Source organism: Mycobacterium paraffinicum (assembly GCF_001907675.1).
GTDB lineage: Bacteria > Actinomycetota > Actinomycetes > Mycobacteriales > Mycobacteriaceae > Mycobacterium > Mycobacterium paraffinicum_A.
Genome location: NZ_MPNT01000004.1, coordinates 194,318 through 215,383 on the forward strand (window position 1 = coordinate 194,318; position 21,066 = coordinate 215,383).

17 protein-coding genes are annotated in these 21,066 nt (G+C 68.2%); 5 read left to right on the forward strand and 12 right to left on the reverse strand.

Annotated features, from left to right (window positions below; genetic code table 11):
* Nucleotides 1-89 precede the first annotated feature (89 nt).
* The 3 genes from BRW65_RS06935 to BRW65_RS06945 form a co-directional block, all read right to left on the reverse strand.
* The gene (locus tag BRW65_RS06935; protein WP_073872652.1) at nt 90-1,517 is read right to left on the reverse strand and encodes a phytoene desaturase family protein; all 1,428 of its coding nucleotides are present in this window, start codon (nt 1,515-1,517) and stop codon (nt 90-92) included.
* The gene (locus BRW65_RS06940; protein WP_073872654.1) at nt 1,514-3,271 is read right to left on the reverse strand and encodes a DUF3556 domain-containing protein; all 1,758 of its coding nucleotides are present in this window, start codon (nt 3,269-3,271) and stop codon (nt 1,514-1,516) included. The genes BRW65_RS06935 and BRW65_RS06940 overlap by 4 nt, the downstream gene beginning before the upstream one ends.
* A 141-nt stretch (nt 3,272-3,412) precedes the next feature.
* Nucleotides 3,413-3,775 (reverse strand): hypothetical protein, encoded by a 363-nt coding sequence (locus BRW65_RS06945; protein ID WP_244168011.1) that lies wholly within the window; start codon nt 3,773-3,775, stop codon nt 3,413-3,415.
* A 359-nt stretch (nt 3,776-4,134) separates the two neighbouring features.
* On the opposite strand from BRW65_RS06945, the gene BRW65_RS06950 reads away from it, so the two are divergent.
* From BRW65_RS06950 to BRW65_RS06965, 4 genes are all read left to right on the forward strand, one after another.
* Complete coding sequence (locus BRW65_RS06950) at nt 4,135-4,875, forward strand: lysophospholipid acyltransferase family protein (protein ID WP_244168021.1); 741 nt, start codon at nt 4,135-4,137, stop codon at nt 4,873-4,875.
* Nucleotides 4,876-4,899: 24 nt separating this feature from the next.
* Nucleotides 4,900-6,507: an acyl-CoA ligase FadD12 gene (gene fadD12, locus BRW65_RS06955; protein WP_073873013.1), complete on the forward strand. Its 1,608-nt coding sequence runs from the start codon at nt 4,900-4,902 to the stop codon at nt 6,505-6,507.
* Nucleotides 6,507-7,769: an alpha/beta hydrolase gene (locus BRW65_RS06960; RefSeq protein ID WP_073872660.1), complete on the forward strand. Its 1,263-nt coding sequence runs from the start codon at nt 6,507-6,509 to the stop codon at nt 7,767-7,769. The genes fadD12 and BRW65_RS06960 overlap by 1 nt, the downstream gene beginning before the upstream one ends.
* 151 nt (nt 7,770-7,920) lie before the next feature.
* The gene (locus tag BRW65_RS06965; protein ID WP_073872662.1) at nt 7,921-8,766 is read left to right on the forward strand and encodes a DUF559 domain-containing protein; all 846 of its coding nucleotides are present in this window, start codon (nt 7,921-7,923) and stop codon (nt 8,764-8,766) included.
* A gap of 65 nt (nt 8,767-8,831) precedes the next feature.
* Here BRW65_RS06965 and BRW65_RS06970 read toward each other — a convergent pair whose 3' ends face one another.
* The 9 genes from BRW65_RS06970 to uvrC all read right to left on the reverse strand — a co-directional run bounded on the left by BRW65_RS06970 (nt 8,832) and on the right by uvrC (nt 20,430).
* On the reverse strand, nt 8,832-10,220 hold the full coding sequence (locus BRW65_RS06970; protein WP_073872664.1) for a WS/DGAT/MGAT family O-acyltransferase: 1,389 nt from the start codon (nt 10,218-10,220) through the stop codon (nt 8,832-8,834).
* Between the two features lie 268 nt (nt 10,221-10,488).
* Nucleotides 10,489-11,499, reverse strand: a complete 1,011-nt coding sequence (locus tag BRW65_RS06975) for a PPE family protein (RefSeq protein ID WP_244168012.1) — start codon at nt 11,497-11,499, stop codon at nt 10,489-10,491.
* Nucleotides 11,500-11,576: 77 nt separating this feature from the next.
* Nucleotides 11,577-11,933 carry a DUF732 domain-containing protein gene (locus tag BRW65_RS06980; RefSeq protein ID WP_073873020.1) on the reverse strand — a complete coding sequence of 119 codons (357 nt, stop codon included), beginning with the start codon at nt 11,931-11,933 and terminating at the stop codon, nt 11,577-11,579.
* Nucleotides 11,934-12,030: 97 nt separating this feature from the next.
* Nucleotides 12,031-13,392 (reverse strand): PPE family protein, encoded by a 1,362-nt coding sequence (locus BRW65_RS06985; protein WP_073872666.1) that lies wholly within the window; start codon nt 13,390-13,392, stop codon nt 12,031-12,033.
* 14 nt (nt 13,393-13,406) lie between these two features.
* Nucleotides 13,407-14,672, reverse strand: a complete 1,266-nt coding sequence (locus tag BRW65_RS06990) for a PPE family protein (protein WP_073873023.1) — start codon at nt 14,670-14,672, stop codon at nt 13,407-13,409.
* 841 nt (nt 14,673-15,513) lie between these two features.
* Complete coding sequence (gene whiA, locus BRW65_RS06995) at nt 15,514-16,491, reverse strand: DNA-binding protein WhiA (RefSeq protein ID WP_139272911.1); 978 nt, start codon at nt 16,489-16,491, stop codon at nt 15,514-15,516.
* The gene (yvcK, locus tag BRW65_RS07000; RefSeq protein ID WP_073872668.1) at nt 16,488-17,564 is read right to left on the reverse strand and encodes a uridine diphosphate-N-acetylglucosamine-binding protein YvcK; all 1,077 of its coding nucleotides are present in this window, start codon (nt 17,562-17,564) and stop codon (nt 16,488-16,490) included. Before yvcK ends, whiA begins: the two co-directional genes overlap by 4 nt.
* Complete coding sequence (gene rapZ / locus BRW65_RS07005; protein WP_073872674.1) at nt 17,561-18,478, reverse strand: RNase adapter RapZ; 918 nt, start codon at nt 18,476-18,478, stop codon at nt 17,561-17,563. The genes yvcK and rapZ overlap by 4 nt, the downstream gene beginning before the upstream one ends.
* Nucleotides 18,475-20,430, reverse strand: a complete 1,956-nt coding sequence (gene uvrC / locus BRW65_RS07010) for an excinuclease ABC subunit UvrC (protein WP_073872676.1) — start codon at nt 20,428-20,430, stop codon at nt 18,475-18,477. The genes rapZ and uvrC overlap by 4 nt, the downstream gene beginning before the upstream one ends.
* A 285-nt stretch (nt 20,431-20,715) precedes the next feature.
* Here uvrC and BRW65_RS07015 point away from each other — a divergent pair, with 285 nt between their 5' ends.
* On the forward strand, nt 20,716-21,054 hold the full coding sequence (locus tag BRW65_RS07015; RefSeq protein ID WP_073872678.1) for a hemophore-related protein: 339 nt from the start codon (nt 20,716-20,718) through the stop codon (nt 21,052-21,054).
* The last annotated feature ends 12 nt before the right edge of the window (nt 21,055-21,066 follow it).

The window sequence follows — 21,066 nt, forward strand, 5'->3', positions numbered from 1 at the left end:
CTGATGTCTGTCGGCTGAATACGCGCTCCTGGTCAGCCTAGATGAGCAACATGGGCGTTGCCGCCCCGGTTCCCGCGGACTATGTGACGTCAGTCGCGGCGCGTCTTCCGCAGCCACCTCAGCGCCGACTCGGCGGCGTGATAGCCGCACAGGCCGTGGATGCCGGCGCCCGGCGGGGTGGACTGCGAACACAGGTAGACGCCCGGCACCCCGATCGCGTAGGGGTCGACGGCGATGCGCGGGCGGAAGATGACCTGGAGCCCGTCGTTGGCCCCGCCGATGATGTCGCCGCCGATGAAATTGGCGTTGTAGGCCTGCAGTTCGGCGGTCCCCTTGCTGACCGTCGCCAGGACGCGGTCGCGAAAGCCGGGGGCGAACCGCTCGATCTGGGCGACCACGGCGGCGGTGGCGTCGCCGTCATAGCCGAACGGCACGTGCGCGTACGCCCAGATCGGGTTGACGTTGCCCGCCGAGCGGGACGGGTCGGCCCGGTATTGCTGGCCGACCAGCACGAAGGGACGGTCGACCATCCTGCCCTGTGCGCGTTGGCGTTCGGTGTCCGCCGTCTCGGCGAACGTGCCGCCGAGGTGCACGGTGCCGGCCCGGGCGCAGTCGGGGTTCGTCCACGGGATGTCGCCCTCGATGGCGAAGTCGACCTTGAACGCCGACGAGCCCTCGCGGTAGCGCTGGTACGACCGCCGAATCCGGCGCGGCATGGCGTCGCCGTAGATGCCCAGCGCCGCCGCCGGGCTGAGGTCGAGCATCACGATGTCGGCATCGGGAATGTCCTTGCGGCTCGCGACGGTCACCCCGGTGGCCACCGAGCCGCCGTGTTCCTCGAGGGCGGCCGCCAGCGCCCGGCTGATCGACCCGGACCCCCCTTCGGCGACGGGCCAGCCGTAGCGGTGCCCGCTGGCCAGGATCATCAGCCCCAGCGACGCGGTCAGCGGGCGGTCCAGCCGGGTGAAGACGTGGGCCGCGGCGCCGCCGAACAACGCGCGCGCCTGCTCGGTGCGAAACCAGCGGGCCATGGTCGTGGCCGGCAGCAGCGCGCGTGGTCCGAAGCCGACCAGGCGAAGCGGGTGACGCGGGATGCCCAGCACCGGGCCCATGAGATCCTCGGCCAGCTCGTCGAACCCCGCCGCCAGGTCGCCGATCGCCCGCCTCCAGCGGCTGCCGTCGGGTCCCATGCGGGCCACCGTCTCGTCGATCGAGTGATGCAGCACGCCGGCGCTGCCGTCGTCGAGCGGGTGGGCGCAGTCGATCTCCGGCCACTTCCACCGCAGCCCGTAGCGCTGCAGGTCGATTTCCTTCCACAACGGCGAACCGACGCCCAGCGGGTGAAACGCCGAGCAGTGGTCGTGGATGACGCCGGGCCTCGTCAGTTCGCCCGAGCGGGCTCCCCCGCCCACGGTGTCGCGCGCCTCGAGCACCTGGACGTCGACGCCGTGCCGAGCGAGGTGGATCGCCGCGGCCATGCCGTTCGGGCCGGCGCCTACGACGACTGCTCGGGTCATGGGGCGTTGCGCCGATCTGTCACATGCACGGGCAACTCGTCACCGGGCTCCGGCCACGGCTGGCGGGCGAGCATGTCCTCGACGTTGACATAGCCTTCCTCGATCAGTCCAGCCTTGCCGTCGAAGATGCGGTACCACTGCTTCTGGATGTGGATGGGCTGTCCCTCAAGCACGATCACCCGCACGTCGCCGTCCTCGAAGTGGCAACGGCGCTGCACGGCTTCGAGCAGCTGCTCGTTATGCAGATGGCCCTCTCCGAAGTTCCAGCCGACGAGCGGCCCCGCGACGATTTCGCCCTCGCGGATCTTGTAATTGGCTTCGCCGGCCTCTCCCCCCAGGGCGCGAGGCACCAGGGCGTTGAGCGCGCGGCCGTGCAAGTGCATGGCCCGGAAGGCGGCGGTCTTGTCCGCCATGATCTCCGCGGTCTCGGGGTCGTAGAGCCGGGCCAGCTGGTTGACGACGAGGGCGGAGCTCTTGACGATCTCGGCCTCGATCCTCTCCTCCGCGCCGGTGCGGAAGCACCACACGCTGGAGGCCCAGTTGCCGGCGTAATACCTCATCGCGGGGAGGAACGAAATCTTTTGGGGGAACATGTTTCCCGCGATCACGATTGCCAGCGCGGCGATGATGAGGGCCCACAGCAGCGGCGAACGCAGGTCGGTGGCCTGGATCGACGCGTAGTGCCCGAACAGAAAGAAAAGCGAGAAGATGAAGAAGACGTTCCACTCCAACGGAACTCCCATCGGGAGGTTGGAAATGATGTTGAGGTGGAAGATCACCATAAATCCGATCAGGAACCACCGCCACGGGTGATCGGCGGCGAAGAACACCAGCACCGTCGGAACCACGAATTCGGCTGTGGTGCCGCCGACGTGGGCCATCATCTTCGGCAACCAGGTCGGACGCAGATCGTTGATGTGGTCGCGGTACAGCATGTGCTTGATCGGGCTGAACAGTTTGGGCCGCAGCAGCGCATTATTGCTCGTCATCACCGACACCACATACGGGAAGTGGTGGTTGAGCTTGGATGTTGCGGCGCCCCACCACAACAACAGCATGATGAGCTTGTATGCCGCGATCTGATCGGTAAACGGGAAGAAGAACACGAACAGCTTGAGCCAGTAGTGCTCGCCACGCGCGGCCAGGAAAATCGTCTTGTCGCGCAGGCCCAGCACCGCCAGCGCGATGATCGTCGGGATGACGTGGACGGGGTCGATCAGGCCAACGTCGCCGGCCGCGGTGACCGGCCCGCCGTGGCCGGGCGACAGCAGCGCCCACACCCCGCCGGCCAAAACGATTGCGTACAGCGCAACATCGACGACGGTGCGGCTGTCACCGGCGGTGAACGGCACCTTTGCAGGCCACGGGGGTAACCGAATCGTGTTGGGCCGCAGCCAGTACAAGATTCCGCCGATGGGCGGCATGAACCGCCCAGTCAGCGGGCCGGACCCACAACCCAGGCCCACCACTTCGAACAGCAGCGTGAAGACGATGACCTTCTGGTAGACGATCGGCTGCGTCCACCAGTCGGCGATGCGGCCGAGCCCGCCGAGGCCCGGGGTCAGCGAGATGATCGCGGCGGGGACGGCGATGTACAGGGCGATCTTGATCAGGTACAGCAGATACACGGCATACGGTGTCCCGAAGCCGTGTTCCGCCCAATGCCGCGTCACGACCTGCAGTCGGGTGGCCCGGGGCAGTGTGGGCCAGGTGTTGCGATCGACGTCAGGAAGGTCAGGGCTCATGAATCCCATGGCGGCCTCGTTCGGTGTGGGAGGAAACCAGTTGGCCCGTCAAATGTATCGGCACCGCGGTGCGGGCGTGGCCGATTCGGAAGGCTCAGCCCGTCGGCGGGCGTCTCGGGCGACGTAAACCGCTGCGCGGTAAGCGAATTGCTACCGGACGGCGGGGCGGTGGCGCGGGGAAAGGGCCTGCTCGGCCTGCGCCCGGCGGGCGAAGCGGCTGCGCAACCGCTCGAGCATGCCGTCGAGATCGTCGCGATCCTGTTCCTCGATCCGCGCCATGCGCCGAAGGTTGCAGACGGCATCCACGTCGCCGCCCGCTTGCGCGGTCACGATCGCCTTCTGGTAGTCGTCGAGCCGCTGCTCGATGAGCCTGCGGTTCTGGGAGAGCACCCGCACGAAGTAGTCGGCCTGGCGTTGGTCGGCCGCGTCGGGGGCGGCCGGACCGGCGTCTCCGGCCGGTCGGTCGGCGGCCGGTACCGACGGCGCGGATGCCTGCGATTCGGGACGGGCCACGCTGGCGTGGGGCCGGCGGCCACGATGGTCACGGGAGCTAATCCTGCGTGCCCCACCCGAGCGGGCGCTGCGCTCTGGGGACAGACCGGCAACGTCCATCGGGTTCCCGTTTCTGACAGATTTCACTGAAGGCGACGTAACAATAGCGCCCACGCGCCGCCCGCACCATATCCCCAGAAGGGGCAAAGAGAAACACTATGACGGCCGGCGCACCCCGGTCGCTACCATCGAGGAATTCGACGCGGCTCTTCAGACCCGAGGCAGCCTCGCGGGAGCGTCAAGGGAGGAACGTGACCGACGACGATCACCCCGATGTTGGCGACATCGGCAAATTCGACCCCGTCTTGACCCAGCGTCTGATGGGCGTGATGCGCCCGGTCCTGAAGACCTACTTCCGCTCGGAGGTGCACGGCCTGGGGTCGTTCCCGCCCGGCGGTGCGCTGGTCGTCGGAAACCATTCGGGCGGCATGTTCCCGATGGACGTCCCGATCTTCACCGTCCACTTCTACGAGAAGTTCGGCTACGACCGTCCGGTCTACACGCTGAGCCACGACATCCTGATGACCGGCCCCACCGGGGAGTTCTTCCGGCGCACCGGATACATCCGGGCCAACCGGGAGAACGCGGCCCAGGCCCTGCGGTCCGGTGGGGTGGTGATCGTCTTCCCGGGCGGGGACTACGACGCGTACCGGCCCACGCTCTCGGAGAACGTCATCGACTTCGACGGCCGCAAGGGATACGTCAGGACGGCGATCGAGGCCGGCGTTCCCATCGTGCCCGCGGTGTCCATCGGTGGACAGGAGACGCAGCTCTACCTGTCGCGCGGCACCTGGTTGGCCGAGCGGCTCGGCATCAAGCGGCTGTTGCGCAGCGCCATCCTGCCGCTGTCGTTCGGCTTCCCGTTCGGCTTCAGCGCGGTGATCCCGCCCAACCTGCCGCTGCCCACCAAGATCGTGACCCAGGTGCTCGAGCCGATCGACATCGCCGCACGGTTCGGTGACGACCCGGACGTCGACGAGGTCGACGAGTACGTGCGGTCGGTGATGCAGCGGGCCCTCAAGGACCTGGCCGCCAAGCGACGCTTCCCGATCCTGGGCTGACCCGTGGCTTCTCCTCTGGGTCCGATCAGCGACGCCCTCGGCGTCATCTCCACACTGCGCCGCGCCGGCATGATCGCGCCGATGCGACCCGACCGCTACCTGAAGATCGCCTCGGCCATGCGCCGTGAGGGACTGGGAATGACGGTGGGCTTCGCCAGTGCGGCGCAACGCTGCCCGGACCGGCCGGGCCTGATCGACGAACTCGGCACGCTGACCTGGCGGCAGCTCGACGAGCGCATCAACGCCCTCGCCGCGGCGCTGCAGGACCTGCCCGCCGGCCAACCCAAGGTCGTCGGAATCATGTGCCGCAACCACCGCGGCTTCGTCGAGTCCGTGGTGGCCGTCAACCGGCTCGGCTCCGACGTCGTGCTGCTGAACACGTCGTTCGCCGGCCCCGCGCTCGCCGAGGTGGTCAACCGCGAAGGCGTCGACGCCGTCATCTACGACGAAGAGTTCACCGAGACGGTGGATCGAGCGCTGGCCGACAAACCCGAGGCCACCCGCATCGTGGCGTGGACCGGTGGGCAGCATGAACTGACGGTGGAAAAGCTCATCACCGGTCACGCCGGGCAACAGCCTCGGCGCGGCGACCGCAAGGGCCGGATGATCCTGCTCACCTCCGGCACCACCGGAACGCCGAAGGGCGCGAACCAAACTGGGGGCAGCGCCGGCATCGGCACGCTGAAGGCCATCCTGGACCGCACGCCGTGGCGGGCCGAGGAGACCGTCGTGGTCGTGGCGCCGATGTTCCACGCCTGGGGCTTTTCGCAGTTGATCTTCGCGGCGTCGATGGCGTGCACCGTGGTGACCCGGCGCAAGTTCGACCCGGAGGCGACGCTGGACCTGATCGACCGGCACCAGGCGACCGGCCTGGCGGTGGTTCCGGTGATGTTCGACCGCATCATGGAGCTGCCGCCCGAGGTGCGAAAGCGCTACAGCTGCAAGTCATTGCGGTTCGCCGCGGCCTCCGGCTCGCGGATGCGTCCCGACGTCGTCACCGCTTTCATGGACGAGTTCGGCGACGTGATCTACAACAACTACAACGCCACCGAGGCCGGCATGATCGCCACCGCCACCCCGGAAGACCTGCGCGCGGCGCCCGACACCGCGGGCCGGCCGGCGGGCGGGACCGAAATCCGGATCCTGGACGGCGATTTCAACGAGCTGCCCACCGGTGAGGTCGGCACCATCTACGTCCGCAACGACACCCAGTTCGAGGGCTACACCTCCGGCACTACCAAGGATTTCCACGCCGGGTTCATGTCGTCGGGCGACGTCGGTTATCTGGACGAGGCCGGCCGCCTGTTCGTGGTGGGCCGCGACGACGAGATGATCGTTTCCGGCGGCGAGAACGTCTACCCGATCGAGGTGGAGAAGATCCTGGCGGCACACCACGACGTGGTCGAGGCCGCGGTGATCGGCGTCGACGACGAGCAGTACGGGCAGCGCCTGGCGGCGTTCGTCGTGCTGAGCGCCGGCGCCCAAGCCACGCCCGAGACCCTCAAACAACACGTCCGGGAAAACCTGGCCAACTACAAGGTGCCTCGCGACATCACCGTTCTCGACGAACTCCCCCGCGGCAGCACCGGCAAGATTTTGCGCAACGAACTGCAGTCCCGGGTCAACGGGTGATGCGCCGCCTGGTCCGCCCCCGGCCGCTGGCGCGCGCCGCGCTGGAATTGGCCAACGCCGCCAACGGATTACGGCCGTTGGCTCGCAAGGGTTACAGCACCGTGTTGGTCTTCTGGTTCGGCTGGCCGACGTCGGAGGTGCCGGGCGTTTACTTCACCGTCTCCTTGGTGGACGCGCTGCGGCGCGCGCGGCGCGGCCATTTCGCGGGACGACGGGGCAAGGCGGCGCTGGCCATGACGGCCGCGTCGTGGGCCATCCTGGGGGTGATCCGCTACCGCGGCGTCACGACCCCGGGCCCGGTGCTGGAGGCGGGCCTGCGCGAGCAGCTCGGCCACGACTACGAGGAGGCGCTGGCCAAGCTGCCACACGCCAAGCCGACGCGCAGCGGGCGGCGCAGCCTGCCGCTGGGCAACACCGTGGCGCGCCGGCGGTACGTCGAGAAGACGAACGTGGTGTCCTACGGCCCGAACGGCCGCGCCAATCTCGCCGACATCTGGCGCCGACGCGACCTCCCGCGCGACGCGAAGGCGCCCGTGCTGCTGCAGGTTCCGGGCGGCGCGTGGATGATCGGGATGCGCCGGCCGCAGGCCTACCCGCTGATGAGCCACCTGGCCGCCCGCGGCTGGGTATGTGTGTCCATCGGCTACCGCGTCTCCCCCCGCCACACCTGGCCCGACCACATCGTCGACGTCAAACGGGCGCTGGCGTGGGTCAAGGAGAACATCGCCGACTACGGCGGTGACCCCGACTTCGTCGCGGTCACCGGTGGATCCGCGGGCGGGCACCTGTGCGCGCTGGCGGCGCTGACCCCCAACGACCCCAAGTTCCAGCCGGGCTTCGAAGACGCCGACACGTCGGTGGCGGCCGCCGTCCCGATCTACGGCCGCTACGACTGGTTCTCCACCGAGGGTGAGGGGCGGCCCGAATTCGTCTCCCTGCTCGAAAAGTTCGTGGTGAAGCGGGATTACGACTCACACCGCGACGTCTACGTCGATGCCTCGCCGATCCGGCGGCTGCGGGCCGACGCGCCGCCGTTCTTCGTTCTGCACGGCTGCGACGATTCGCTGATTCCCGTCGGCGAGGCCCAGGAGTTCATCGAGGAACTGCGCGCGGTGTCGAAGTCCCCGGTCGCCTATGCCGGATTGCCCAACGCGCAACACGCTTTCGACATCTTCAGCTCCCCGCGAGCGCATCGGTCCGCGGAGGCCGTCGCCCGATTCTTGTCGTGGGTGTACGCGACGAACCCGCCCAATCGCGACTAGGGCCGACGGCGGCGAGCCCCGCCCAGTGCCATCGCGCCGAGCGTCACGCCAGCGTGGCCTTCGAGCGCGAGCGTCACGCTAGCGTGGCTGGCTGTGGATAGCCGGGCCGCAGTGACCTGACGTTCGTCGAGGTGTGTGCGACGCTGCCGCGATGGTGGAGCCCTTCATTGGCAGTGAGGCGGTCTCGAATGGAGAAGTCGTCAAGAGCGCTTTGCGCACGCACTACCGGAAGTTGTTCCGCGATGTGTATGTCGATCCTGGCGCCGAACTCACTCCCCTCATCCGAGCCCGCGCGGCATGGCTGTGGTCGCGTCGGCGAGGGATTATCGCGGGGCTGTCGGCCGCCGCCGTTCTTGGCGCCCGGTGGGTGGACGCCACGGCACCGCTCGAGATTCTCCATAGCAACAGAAACCCGTTGCCGGGACTACGGGTTCACAGTGGTCCCCTCAGAGAGGAAGAATTCACGCTGATCGACGGTGTTCCCGTGACGACGCCGGCCCGTACTGCCGTCGACCTGGGGTGCTGGCATCCGGTGAACGACGCTGTGGCCGTGATCGACGACTTGCTGCGCGCGACCGACTGCAAGGTGGCCGAGTGTCAGATGCTCGCTGAACGGTATCCGGGTCGACGGGGCATTCAATCGGCGCGCGATGCAATCGATCTCGCGGACGCCGGCGCACAGTCGCCGAAGGAAACCTGGGTGCGGCTGGTGCTGATCCGAGCGGGGCTGCCCCGCCCGCAAACGCAGATTGCGGTCAGTGACGAGTTCGGCGACCAAACGTACTACCTCGACATGGGCTGGGAGGATTTCAAGGTCGCGGCCGAGTACGACGGCGAGCAACATCGACGGGATCGATGGCAGTACACGTGGGACATCAGGCGGCGCGAGACGCTCGAGCGAATGGGCTGGCTCGTCATTCGAGTGGTGGTGGGGGATCGCCCCGCCGACATCATCGCCCGGGTACGAGCCGCGTTGGCCACACGCGCGTCACGCTAGCGCGACACTCGCTGTCGGCAGTCACACTGGCGTGACGCTCGACGAGCAGTCGATGATCCCCCGCCTCACACCCCCGCGGCGGCCTTCTCCAGTTCGGTGAGCGCCGACTCGATGCGGTCGGCCATGTCGTCGATGTCGTTGGCCACCTCGGGCGTGGTCACGAAGCCGAAGTCCAGATAGTCGGTGTAGGAGAAGCAGGTGATGTTCAGGGCGACGTCCATGACGGGCGGCCCTAGCGGCACCAGGGAATCCAGCTTGGCGCCGGCCATGTACAGGGGGAACGGCGGTCCCGGCACGTTGGACACAACGAGGTTGATGGGGGCCAGGTTTCGCGACAGCCCGCTGGCGGTGTAGGCCCGGGCGGCCAGCTGGAGCAGGCCAGGCGGCGTCGTCTCGGTCAGCCCCATGATCTGGTGCGCCGACAACGCCTTGGCCATCAGCTTCGCGTTCTGGGTGCTCTGGTGGATGGCCCGCAGCCGTTCGGCGGGATCCTCGATGTTGGTGGCCAACGACACGGTCATCGAGCTCACCTGGTTGCCGACGTCGTCCTTGTTCTCGTCGGTGCGGGTGGAGACGGGGATCTGGGCGATCAGCGGTTTGGCGGGCAGCTCGCCCCGCTTCTGCAGGTATTCGCGGGCGGCGCCGGCCACGAGCGCCAGCACGACATCGTTGAGCTTGACACCGTAGGCGTCCTTGACGGCCTTGGCCCGGGCCAGTTCGACGCGGCAGCCGGTGATCCGCCGGTGCGGCGATACGGACGCGTTGAACCGGGTTTTGGGCGCTTCGAAATAGCGCGGGGGCCTGCCGCTCACACCGAGCGCGGCGATCTGCTGGCGCACCGTCTGCTCGACCAGCCGGGCGATGCGGAAGGGCGTCTTGACGCCGATGTTGATGAGGGCGCCCACCGCCCGCCGCTCGATGCCCGGAATCCGGTTGCCGACCAGGGATCCCACCGTTTCCTGTTGCGGCGGGCGCGGTTCCGGCGTGACGTCCAAGAGAATCTCACCCAGGCCCGCGCCCGAGACTCCGTCGACGATGGCGTGATGCATCTTGGTCAGCGACGCGACCCGGCCGCCCTCGACGCCCTCGATAACCCACATCTCCCACAGCGGCCGGGCGCGATCCAGCTTGTAGGACATCAAGCGGCCCACCAGTTCCTCGAGCTCGCGCCGGCCGCCGGGCGCCGGGACGGCGATGCGCCGGATGTGGAAATCGGGGTCCAGGTCCTCGTCCTCGACGAACCATGGCCGGTCCAGCCCGAGCGGCGCCCCGGTGACCCGCCATCGCAGCTGCGGCAGTTCCGGCAGCCGTTCGATGATCAGTTCGCGCAGCCGCTGGAAGCTGTATTCCGGTGCGTCCTTGGGGTCGCAAATCGCGAGCGCGCCCACATGCATGTGCCAGCCCGCAGTCTCGGCCGACCAAAACGCCGCATCAACACTCGAGAGCCGTTTCATCCCCCGACCGTAGCCCTCCGACCCCCGTCGCGACCAGCATTGGCAAACAAACTGCCCGCCGGATCAGCCCAGTGGATGCCCGCCGCAGGCAGGTGGGTGCGACGACCCCGTAGCCCGTTCCGATGGGCCCCTGGCGCGAGCTGCGGGCGCATACACCGCATCCGCGAACACCGCCGGCATCCGACGCGCGGTTGTCGCCATTCCTGACCCGCACACCTGCCGCGAATGACCTTGCACCGCAATTTATCGGCGCCGCCGAGCGGCTGGCTCAGTGGCTTCGATCGACGGTGCTCGCTTGCGGGCTCGGCCGCGCCGGGCTTGGCATTGATCGAATCCACGCCGGCGGAACCGACAAGGCCCCGACTGCCGCGCGGCGACCAACGCGCACCCGAGGCGCTGCGCCATCGGCCCCGGCAACCGTTCGCGACCGCACGACCGTGGCCCGGTTCAGCGCGGCGGCCTTGTTGAGGGAGTTCAGGTGGTTGAGCGCTCGGTCCAGCGGCGCCGACAATGAACTCAACCTGGACAGGGGCGCCGCTGTCGGCAGCAGGGACACGTCGAAGGAGGCCAGCGGCGAGCAGGACAACGCGTCGAGCGCTTCGGTGATGGCCGAGATCACTTGCGCGCCAGTCGTTACGATCTCCGGCGCCACCTCCAGGCGCCACCTGCGGGACGGTTCGGTGACCCCGGCGCCCTGTCGCGCCGGCTCGCAGGGATCAGTGCAGGGCGGGGGTGAACTGAACGGCGTCAGCTCGCCGATGCCCGCCGAGGCGCGGGCGTACGCGTACATCGCGCCGGCGTTTTGAGCCCACATCCGGTCGTAGTCGGCTTCGGCGTCGGCGATAGCCGGACTCATCTGGCCTAGGCAGTTCGTCGCCGCCAGCCAGATCCGCTGCAGCCGGTTGGCATTGATCACGTGCGGCGCCGCCGTCGCCGCAAGTGTCAACCCGTAAGCGCTCGCGGCCGCCTCGGCTTGGGCTGCCGTCTGCCGGGCCCGCGCCGCGGTGGCATCGAGCCACGCTGAATGGGCTGTCACGGCTCGGTTTAGCGCCCTTACCGAAACGCTCTGTTCCGTCAACTCCAGTTCGGAGGACACCGCCCGGTAGTTCAGGGCCATGTCAGCGAGTTGAGCACCGAGCACACCCCATGCCCTGGCGGCTTCCATCATCGGTTCGGCCCCGGGCCCCGAACGCATCCGACCGGAATGGGTTTCCGGCGGCTGGGCACCGAAATCCATCACCGGCTCCAGCTCAACGGTGGGCGACTCGTGTTGCGACATCGGCTTTTTCTCCGCGGAGTGGATGGACAGAGTTCAGTGGTAGGGAGCCGCGCATTGCGCTACGGCAGTGTGGTGATTCAACCGCCGCCTTTGCCAGCTCCCGCGGAGGCGTCGAGTTGTCGCGGGCAAAACGACTTCGCTGATATCGTCGCGAACTGGGCCGCACCGTTGGTGGTCAGCGCGGGATTGTTGTCCCGCAGGTCATTCAGCAGCTGAAGACCGGACACCCCACGAGAGATCAACCCGCACACCGCCTTTCCGGCCGCGACGGCTTGATCCGGGTCCGCGAAACTGATCCCCACCCTGTGCAGGTCGGCGATGAAGACCTCGTTGTTCTCATCTGTCGCCGCTTCGTCCTCCCCGGGGACGGCGTGCGCGGGCGCCGCGGCAACGATGCCCAGCGACACACCGAGAAGCGCTAACAGCAGTTTCATCGGTCCTCCTTCGATGCGAATCATCTCAGTGGTTTCCTCGCCATGGCGCGGCGAGGATCGATCGATCACGACGCGAGAACCGCTGTGCGCGACGTCATTACCCCAACTTCGATTCGGCGCCGCCAACCGCGACCTCAGCGCTATCGGCCACGTGCACGGCGTGCACGCCCGGCGTCGTTCTGAGTTTGGCGACCAGGTCATCGAGACCGGCCTCGTCAACGTTCCAGTGCTGAACTTGGTCGGGCATTTCCTGCAGCTGGGCGATGATGCGGTCAAGCTTGACCGGTGCGGTGCGCCGCTCGGCGGTGCCGATGCGGGCCTGCTGGATGCCGGTCGAACTGACCACGCGCGCCGCCGGGCCGCCCAGCGCGCCACCCGCCAGGCTGCCCAGGGTCGCCTCGTTCACCAGGCCGGGGAAATCGGCCGCCGCGGCCGCGGCCACGCTGGTGCCAGGCAGAGCCGCCAGCCGGATCGCCGGGGCGGCGGTCGCCCAGCCGGGCGGAACCGAAAGCTTCCCCACGGTCGGCGCGTTACCCAGCACGGCCGACACCGGCTTGGCCGCGACTCCGGCGGCAACGTGGCCCGGCGACGCGAGACCGGCGCCCAGCGCGGTTTTCGACATCGCCGCGCTCCAGGGCGCGTAGATGAAGAAGTTTTTCCACTGCGAGACGCCCATGCTGATGCTGGCATTGGTAACGTTGGTCCACGTCGCCTGCGTGCCGATTTGGGAAATGCTGGAATACAACGCTTCCCACAAGGGCGCCACGTCCGGACTCCCCGTAACTCCGCCGATCAACTGCTGCCAAAACTTGGTGTACTGGCCGGTGAGGGAGGTCAGGTAGTCCTCTATCTGCTTCAGCCAGGATGACAACGACGTCGGCTGGGACGCAGCCGCGGCGGCCGCCTGGGCCGCCGGTCCGGCGTCGTTGGTGGTGGCCGGCGCCTCCTCGAAGGGGGTCAGGTCACCGGCCGACTCCGACGCGCTGGCGTAACTGAACATGGCGGCGACGTCTTGGGCCCACATCTGGGCGTACTCGTCTTCGGTCGCCGCGATCGCGGCGTCGTTCTGCCCCAGGAGGTTGGTCTGCAACAGTCCGGCCAACTCGATGCGGTTCGCCGCGACGAGCTGCGGCGGGACCGTAGCCGCCAGGGCGGCCTCGTAGGCGGCGGCCGCGGCCCGGACCTGGGCGGCGGTCTGCTCGGCTTGACCCGCGGTGGTCGACATCCACGCCAGATACGGTGTCGCCGCGGCGGCCATCGACTCCGACGACGGACCCTGCCACGACTCGCCGACCAGGTCCGAGATCACCGTGCCGTACGAGGCGGCGGTGGAGTGCAACTCGGCGGCCAGCGTGTCCCAGGCCGCAGCGGCGGCCAGCAGCGGCCCGGCACCCGGTCCCGCATAGATCTGGGTGGAGATCACCTCCGGTGGCAGCGTTGCGAAATCGCTGAAAACCATTGCCACAACCTTTCTTATTTGGCGTTCGGCGGGATCACGATGACGGTGGACGTGGTCGCGATGTCGTCGACGGCCACGGCGCCGGGCACCCGGACGGTCGACCCGGCGACCGCACGAGTGGCGCTCGCGCCGACGGCGCGTCCGGCCAGGCTTGACAGGGCCGTCGGGCCGAACATGCCTTGTTGGCCGTTCACCGCCATGGCGGGAGCGGCTTCCGCCATCGTCTCCGGCAGCTCCGCGGCTATCGTTCGGATCGCGGGAACGGCGGAAGCCCAGTTCGCCGGCACCGACAACGATCCGACCAGCCCGGCCTGCCCCGTCGTGGCCGAGACCGAACTCGCACTCGACAACGCGGTCGCGCCGGTCAACAGGTCGCTGCGCAGCAGCGGCGCCAACACCCCGCTGAGCGCTTTGGGGTGCAAGAGGGGGCCGATGCCTTGGATACCCGTCCCCACGCTTGGGATGCTGAGGGCGATCTGGTACCAGTTCTTCGCCAGGTTGGCCACCCCGAGCGGGGTGTACGGCCCGGAGATCGTGCCCATGACGCTGTTGAAGGTCTTCAGGATCCCGGTGATGTCCGTCAGGCCGAGCGGCAGACCGGCCGCCGGTGTCGTCACCGCGTTCGCGCTCGCCGCGAGGCTTTGCAGCCCGGTCGGAGCCTGCGAAACCGCTTCCGGGAGTGCTGATTCCACCCGAGAGCCGGTCGACGACCCGAGCGCGGAGGCCACCGCGGCCGACTGGTCGGCTTCGCCGCCGCCGTCGGTGGTCGCCGACGGCGCGGTGAACGGCGTGAGCCGGGTTGCCGCCGCCGACGAGGCGGCATAGGCATACATGGCGCCCGCGTCCTGGGCCCACATCTCGGCGTACTGCGCCTCCGTGGCCGCGATCGCCGCGGTGTTCTGACCCAGGATGTTCGTCGCGATCAACGAGGCCAGCAAGGCCCGGTTGGCCGCGATCACCGGGGGCGGGACGGTGGCCACGAAGACGGCCTCATAGGCGGCCGCCGCCGCCTTGGCTTGACCGGCGGTCTGCTCGGCCTGCACGGCGGTGCCGTCAAGCCACGCGATGAAGGTCGTCGCCGCGGTCGCCATCGCCGTCGACGCGGGCCCGCGCCAGAGGGTTCTCAGCACCGCGATCGTGGCACCGTAAGACCCCGCCGCCGAACGCAATTCGGCCGCCAAACCGTCCCAGGACGCCGCGGCTGCCAGCAACGGCGCCGGTCCCGGACCTGAATAGATCCTGCCGGAGTTGATCTCCGGCGGTAACGCCCCGAAATCCATTGCATCCTCCGCCTCCGGCCGTGTCGCCACCGCCGCCCTGTCGCTTTGCGTCCGCCGACAAGCCGAACGCCGACGACATCGAGCCCCTTCATGCCGACGCCAAACGTGGGATGAGAGTTTGCTGGGCGGCGAGCATCTTCCTTGCAGACAGGACACTAGCCAGCCGCGGCCAAACTGCCTTCCGTCAAACTGGGCCGGGTTCCGCCCCGTCACAGCGCCCCGATTCGCGGACCGCTCCCCGGTGACCCGACAACCAGAACGGACATAAACCTCTCTACCTCGCGCGAATCAGACAAGACCGCGGGATGAATAGTCGGTGAAATTGCGAGAAGGACGTCCGCGGATCGCTATCCAATGAATAAAAATCTCGCGATCATAAATTGCGATCGCGGCGCAGAAGAGCCGTCGAGGGGACGCCTCGGCGGGACCGGGCACCCAAGGCGGACCTGGCCATAGCTTGCGCTTCGCCGCAAGGGATTCGCCGCGGCCCGGGTTACCTGCGCACACACTCCGCGCGTGTTTCCGCCCGCCAGGAACGCCCGCCGCGACGCGGGGACGTCGACCCGTCCAAACTCATATGATCTTCAAAGAACATATGGGAATCCCATGAATTGGCATGTCGAGAACTCGTGTGTCAGCGGGCCGGCGAACCGAAAATCGCAGCCTAACGCCCGAGGTCTCATTGCATGTCGCCGCGGTTGTTAATCCTATGAATTACATGATTTATGTGAATTGAATATGGAATGCGAATGGGCAATGCCTTCGCCCCGGGTCGTTCGGCGCGACGAGAAACGCGCGCTTTGCTGCCCCAGCACTCAGCGCTCGAAAACGGTTTGCCGGGCTAAGCGTCTTCCAACAGATCGGGCGTGACCGCCGACTCGGTGTCCGGGATGCCCTCGATCTTCGCCTTGCGGTCGGCCATCGACAGCAGCCGCCGAATGCGGCCGGCGACAGCGTCTTTCGTCATCGGCGGGTCGGCGAGCCGGCCGAGCTCCTCCAGCGAGGCCTGCCGGTGCTCGACCCGCAGCTTGCCGGCCGAGGCCAGGTGATCGGGAACGGTGTCGCCGAGAATCTCGAGTGCGCGTTCCACCCGGGCGGCCGCCGCGACCGCGGCCCGCGCCGAGCGGCGCAGGTTGGCGTCGTCGAAGTTGGCGAGGCGGTTGGCCGTCGCCCGCACCTCGCGGCGCATCCGGCGCTCCTCCCAGATGAGCCGGGTGTCCTGGGCGCCCATCCGGGTCAGCAACGCGCCGATCGCCTCGCCGTCGCGCACCACCACCCGGTCGGCGCCGCGCACCTCGCGGGCCTTCGCGCTGACCCCGAGGCGGCGCGCCGCGCCCACCAACGCCAGAGCGGCCTCCGGGCCGGGGCAGCTGACCTCCAAAGCCGACGACCGTCCCGGCTCGGTCAGCGACCCGTGCGCCAGGAAGGCCCCGCGCCAGGCGGCTTCGGCGTCGGCGACGCTGCCGCCCACGACTTGGGCGGGCAGACCGCGAACCGGCCGGCCGCGGTTGTCCAGCAAGCCGGTCTGGCGGGCCAGTGCCTCGCCGTCGTTGGCCACCCGCAGCACGTAACGGGTGGTCTTGCGAATGCCGCTGGCCGACAACACATGCACGACCGCGTTGTAGCCGTAGAGCTCGAAGATGTCCTTGCGCAGCCGCCGCGCGACGTTGCCCAGGTCCACCTCGGCCTCGACGACCACCCGGCCACCGACGATGTGCAACCCGCCGGCGAACCTCAGCAGCGAGGTGACTTCCGCGCGACGGGCGCTGACCGACTTCACGACCAGGCGGCTCAGCTCGTCCTTGACTTCGGTCGTCATCGCCACGCGTCGTCACCCCTTGGTCCGCTGCCAGCCGGTCCACCCCCACCGGTCTGTGGGCTTGCACCGTCGACCCGACTATCCGCGGTGGCCGTGACCGGAGGCGCTCCCGGAGCCTTGTGGGCCGCCCGGACGCCGTCCAGGGCCGCCGCGAGTTTGCCCGGATCATGTAAAGGTGTACCAGGTCGGGCCACATCGGCGAAGTGGACCTCGGCTTGGAGCAGCAACGCGGTGCGGCGCAGGTGCTCACGCTCCCGCTCGCCGGGCACCCGTTCGGCATCGATGATGATGTCGTGCACGGTGAATCCCGGTGCGTGCTGGGCCAACACGTGCAGGTGACGCTCGACGGAGAAGCCCGCCGTCTCCCCCGGCTCGGCGACCAGGTTCAGCACCAGCGCCCGGCGGGCGGTGGTGGCCTTCAGCGCGGCCGCCAGCCCCGGCACCAGGACGTGCGGGATCACGCTGGTGAACCACGAGCCGGGACCCAGCACCACCAGGTCGGCGGCCATGATGGCGTCGACGGCCTGCCGGGTCGCCGGCGGGTCGGACGGCAGCAGCCGCACCCGCCGGACCTTGCCCGGCGTGGTGGCGATCGCCACCTGTCCGCGAATGAGCCGGAAAATCCGCGGATCGGTCTCCAGGCCGGAGACGTCGGCCTCGATCTGCAGCGCGATCGGGCACATCGGCAGCACCCGGCCCTTGACGCCCAGGATGCGGCCGAGCTCGTCGAGGGCGGCCACCGGATCGGCCAGCACCTCGGACAGCCCGGCCAGCAGCAGGTTGCCGATCGGGTGCCCGGCCAGCGCGCCGTCGCCACCAAAACGGTGCTGCAGGATGGTCGCCCACAGCCGACCGTGTGGGCTGTCAGATGCCAGGGCCGCCAAGGCCATTCGCAGGTCACCCGGCGGCACCACGTCTAACTCGCTGCGCAGCCGGCCGGACGAACCACCGTCGTCCGCGACGGTCACCACGGCGGTCACGTGCGGGGTGAGCCGGCGGGCCGCGGACAGCGTCGCGTACAGGCCATGTCCGCCGCCCAGCGCGACGATGCCGTGATTCGTCGGCCCGCTCATTCGCGGCCCAGATCCCGGTGCAGCACCCGCACCGACAGTTGAGGATTGGCCTTCAGCAGCCCCATCAGCGCCTCGGCGATCGCGACGCTGCGGTGCTTGCCGCCGGTGCAGCCGATCGCCACCGTCATGTAGCGCTTGCCCTCCCGGCGGTAGCCGTCGACCACCAGAGACAGCAACCGGTGGTAGGTATCGAGGAAGTCGGCTGCGCCGGGCTGATTCAAAACGTATTCACTCACCGCGGGGTCCTGACCGGTGAGCGGGCGCAGCTCGTCGACCCAGTGCGGGTTGGGCAGGAACCGCACGTCCATCACCATGTCGGCGTCCATCGGCAGGCCGTATTTGAAGCCGAACGATTCGACTGTGACGCTGATCGACGTGCCGGCATCGCCGCCGAACGCGCGCTCGATGCCTTCCCGCAACCCGCGCACGGACAGTGTCGACGTGTCGATGATGAGGTCGGCCGTGGCGCGCACCTGCGCCAGCATCCTGCGCTCCGCGGCGATGCCCTCGGCCAGCGTCTGGTCGCCCTGCAGCGGGTGGCTGCGCCGGTTCTGCTCGTAGCGGCGCACCAGCATGTCGTCGGAGGCCTCCATGAACACCACGCGCGGGGTGATGTTGCGGGTTGCCAACTCGTTGCGCACCTCGTCGAGGTCACCGGTGAAGCCGCGCGACCGCACGTCCATCACCACCGCCAGTCGGGTGATCCGAGATCCCGCGTCCATGCCGAAATCCACCATCCGCGTGATCAGCTGGGGCGGCAGGTTGTCGGCGACGTACCAGCCCAGGTCCTCGAGCACCTTCGCCGCAGTGCCCCGCCCGGCGCCGGATAATCCGGTCACCAGAACGACGTCGATACCGGCCCCGCCCTCCGGGCGGGCCTCTACCGGGTGGCCCTCCGCTACTTCACCGGTCATCCGGCTTCTCCGGGTTGCTCCGGTCGCAGCGCCTCCAGGACGGCGGTGGCGGTGGCCACACCGATACCGGGAACGGCCGTGATCTGGTCGACGGTGGCCTCCTTGAGGCGGGCTATGGATCCGAAATGGGTCACCAGCGCCTTGCGGCGATGCTCCCCCAATCCTGGCACCGAATCCAGCGCTGAGGCGGTCATTCGCTTAGATCGCTTGCTGCGATGGTAGGTGATGGCGAACCGATGCGCCTCGTCGCGAATCCGTTGCAGTAGATAAAGCCCTTCGCTGTTGCGCGGCATGATGACCGGGTCGGGCTCGGACGGCACCCAGATCTCTTCCAGCCGTTTCGCCAAACCGATCACCGCGACGTCGGTGATGCCGAGGTCTTCGAGCACAGCGCTGGCCGCGTTGACCTGCGGTGCGCCGCCGTCGACGACGTAGAGGTTGGGCGGATAGGCGAACCGGCGCGACTTCCCTTCGGCGGAAAGCATATTCGGGTCGTTCTGTTCGCTGAGGTGCCGCGCGAAGCGGCGGCGAGTCACCTCGGCGATCGAGGCGACGTCGTCGGAGCGCCCCTGCCCGGCGGCCTCCCGGATCCCGAAGTGGCGGTAGTCGGACTTGCGCGGCAGCCCGTCCTCGAACACCACCAACGAGCCCACCACGTCGGTGCCCTGCACGTGGCTGATGTCGACGCATTCGATGCGCAGCGGCGCATCGGCCAGCCCGAGTGCATCCTGAATGTTCTGCAGCGCAGCCGATCTGGCGTTGAAGTCACCGGCCCGCTTCAGCTTGTGTTGCTGCAGAGCCTCTTTGGCGTTGCGTTGGACGGTTTCGGCCAACGCCCGCTTGTCGCCGCGGCGCGGCACCCTTAAGGTCACGCGCGAACCGCGCAGGCCGGAGAGCCACCTGGCCAGTTGGTCGGAGTTGGACGGCAGGCAGGGCACCAGTACCTCGCGCGGCACCGGGTTGGCGGCTTCGTCGGCCCCTTGGTTGTCCTGGCCACCCAGTTCGGCCTGTTCGCCGTAGAACTGCGTCAGGAACTGCTCGACCAACTGCTCCTCGCCGGAATCACCGGCCTCCGCCGACTTTTCGACGATCCAGCCGCGCTGGCCGCGCACCCGGCCGCCGCGGACGTGGAACACCTGGACCGCCGCCTCCAGCTCGTCGTCGGCGAAGGCGACCACGTCGGCGTCGGTGCCATCGCCGAGCACCACGGCCTGCTTCTCCATCGCGCGCTTGAGCGCGCCCAGGTCGTCGCGCAGGCGCGCGGCCCGCTCGAAGTCGAGTTCGTCGGAGGCCGCTTGCATCCGCTGTTCCAATTCGCGGGCGAAGCGGTCGGTCTTGCCGGACAGGAAGTCGCAGAAGTCATCGACGATCTGGCGGTGCTGTTCGGCGCTGACCCGCCCGATGCAGGGCGCCGAACACTTGTCGATGTAGCCGAGCAGGCACGGGCGGTCGATCTGCTTGTGCCGCTTGAACACACCGGCGGAACACGTGCGGGCCGGGAAGACGCGGGTGAGCAGGTCCAGCGTTTCCCGGATCGCCCACGCGTGGGAGTAGGGCCCGAAATAGCGGACCCCCTTCCGGCGCGGGCCGCGATAGACCATCAGTCGCGGAAACTCCTCGTTGAGGGTGACGGCCAGCACCGGGTACGACTTGTCGTCGCGATAGCGGACGTTGAAGCGCGGATCGAACTCTTTGATCCAGTTGTATTCGAGCTGCAGCGCCTCGACTTCGGTGTTGACCACCGTCCACTCGACCTTGGCGGCGGTGGTCACCATCTGCCGGGTTCGTGGATGCAGGCCTGCGACGTCGGCGAAGTAGGACGTCAGCCTGCTGCGCAGGCTCTTAGCCTTCCCGACATAGATGACTCGCCCGTGCGCGTCCCGGAATCGGTAGACGCCCGGTTCGACCGGGATGGACCCGGGCGGGGGACGGTACGTGGCGGGATCTGGCACTCGTCCAGGCTAGTAGCCGTCGGGGTCATGCCGGTGCCTCGGGATCACGGCTCGACGCGCTGAGCGCGACGCCCCCCGGCCTCCAGCGACCACCGATGCTCCCTGTAACGCATTCGAGCGCTTGTTCGATAGACAGGTAGGCCGCCGATCGATCCGCCATTTCCCGGAAAAGGCCCGATGACCTTGGATTACAACGGCCAATCGACGGTGCGGACGGTTTGTTCTGGTTACCAAGGGGGTAGCTGGACGATAGAGTGGGTGGCAATCAATGGAGGGAGTCCACAGATGTTCAAGCGCTCGTTGACCAGGATCGCGATGGGGTTTGGCGGCCTGGCCTTGGCGTCGACCGCCGCAGCTGGGGTCGCATCCGCAGCCCCCGACTACGGCCCGATGATCAACACGACCTGCAGCTACGACCAGGCGATGCGGGCGGTGCACGCGGAAAACCCGATGGCCGCCCAGTACCTCGACCAGTCGCCGCCGAACCAGCAGTTCTTGCAGCAGTACCTGGCGTCGTCGCCGGATCAGCGCGTGAACCTGTTGCACGCCATCGAGCACAACCAGGGCGCGCAGCAGGCTTTGCCGATCTTCCAGCAGATGATGACCGACTGTAAGAACTTCTGACCCGTTCTGTAA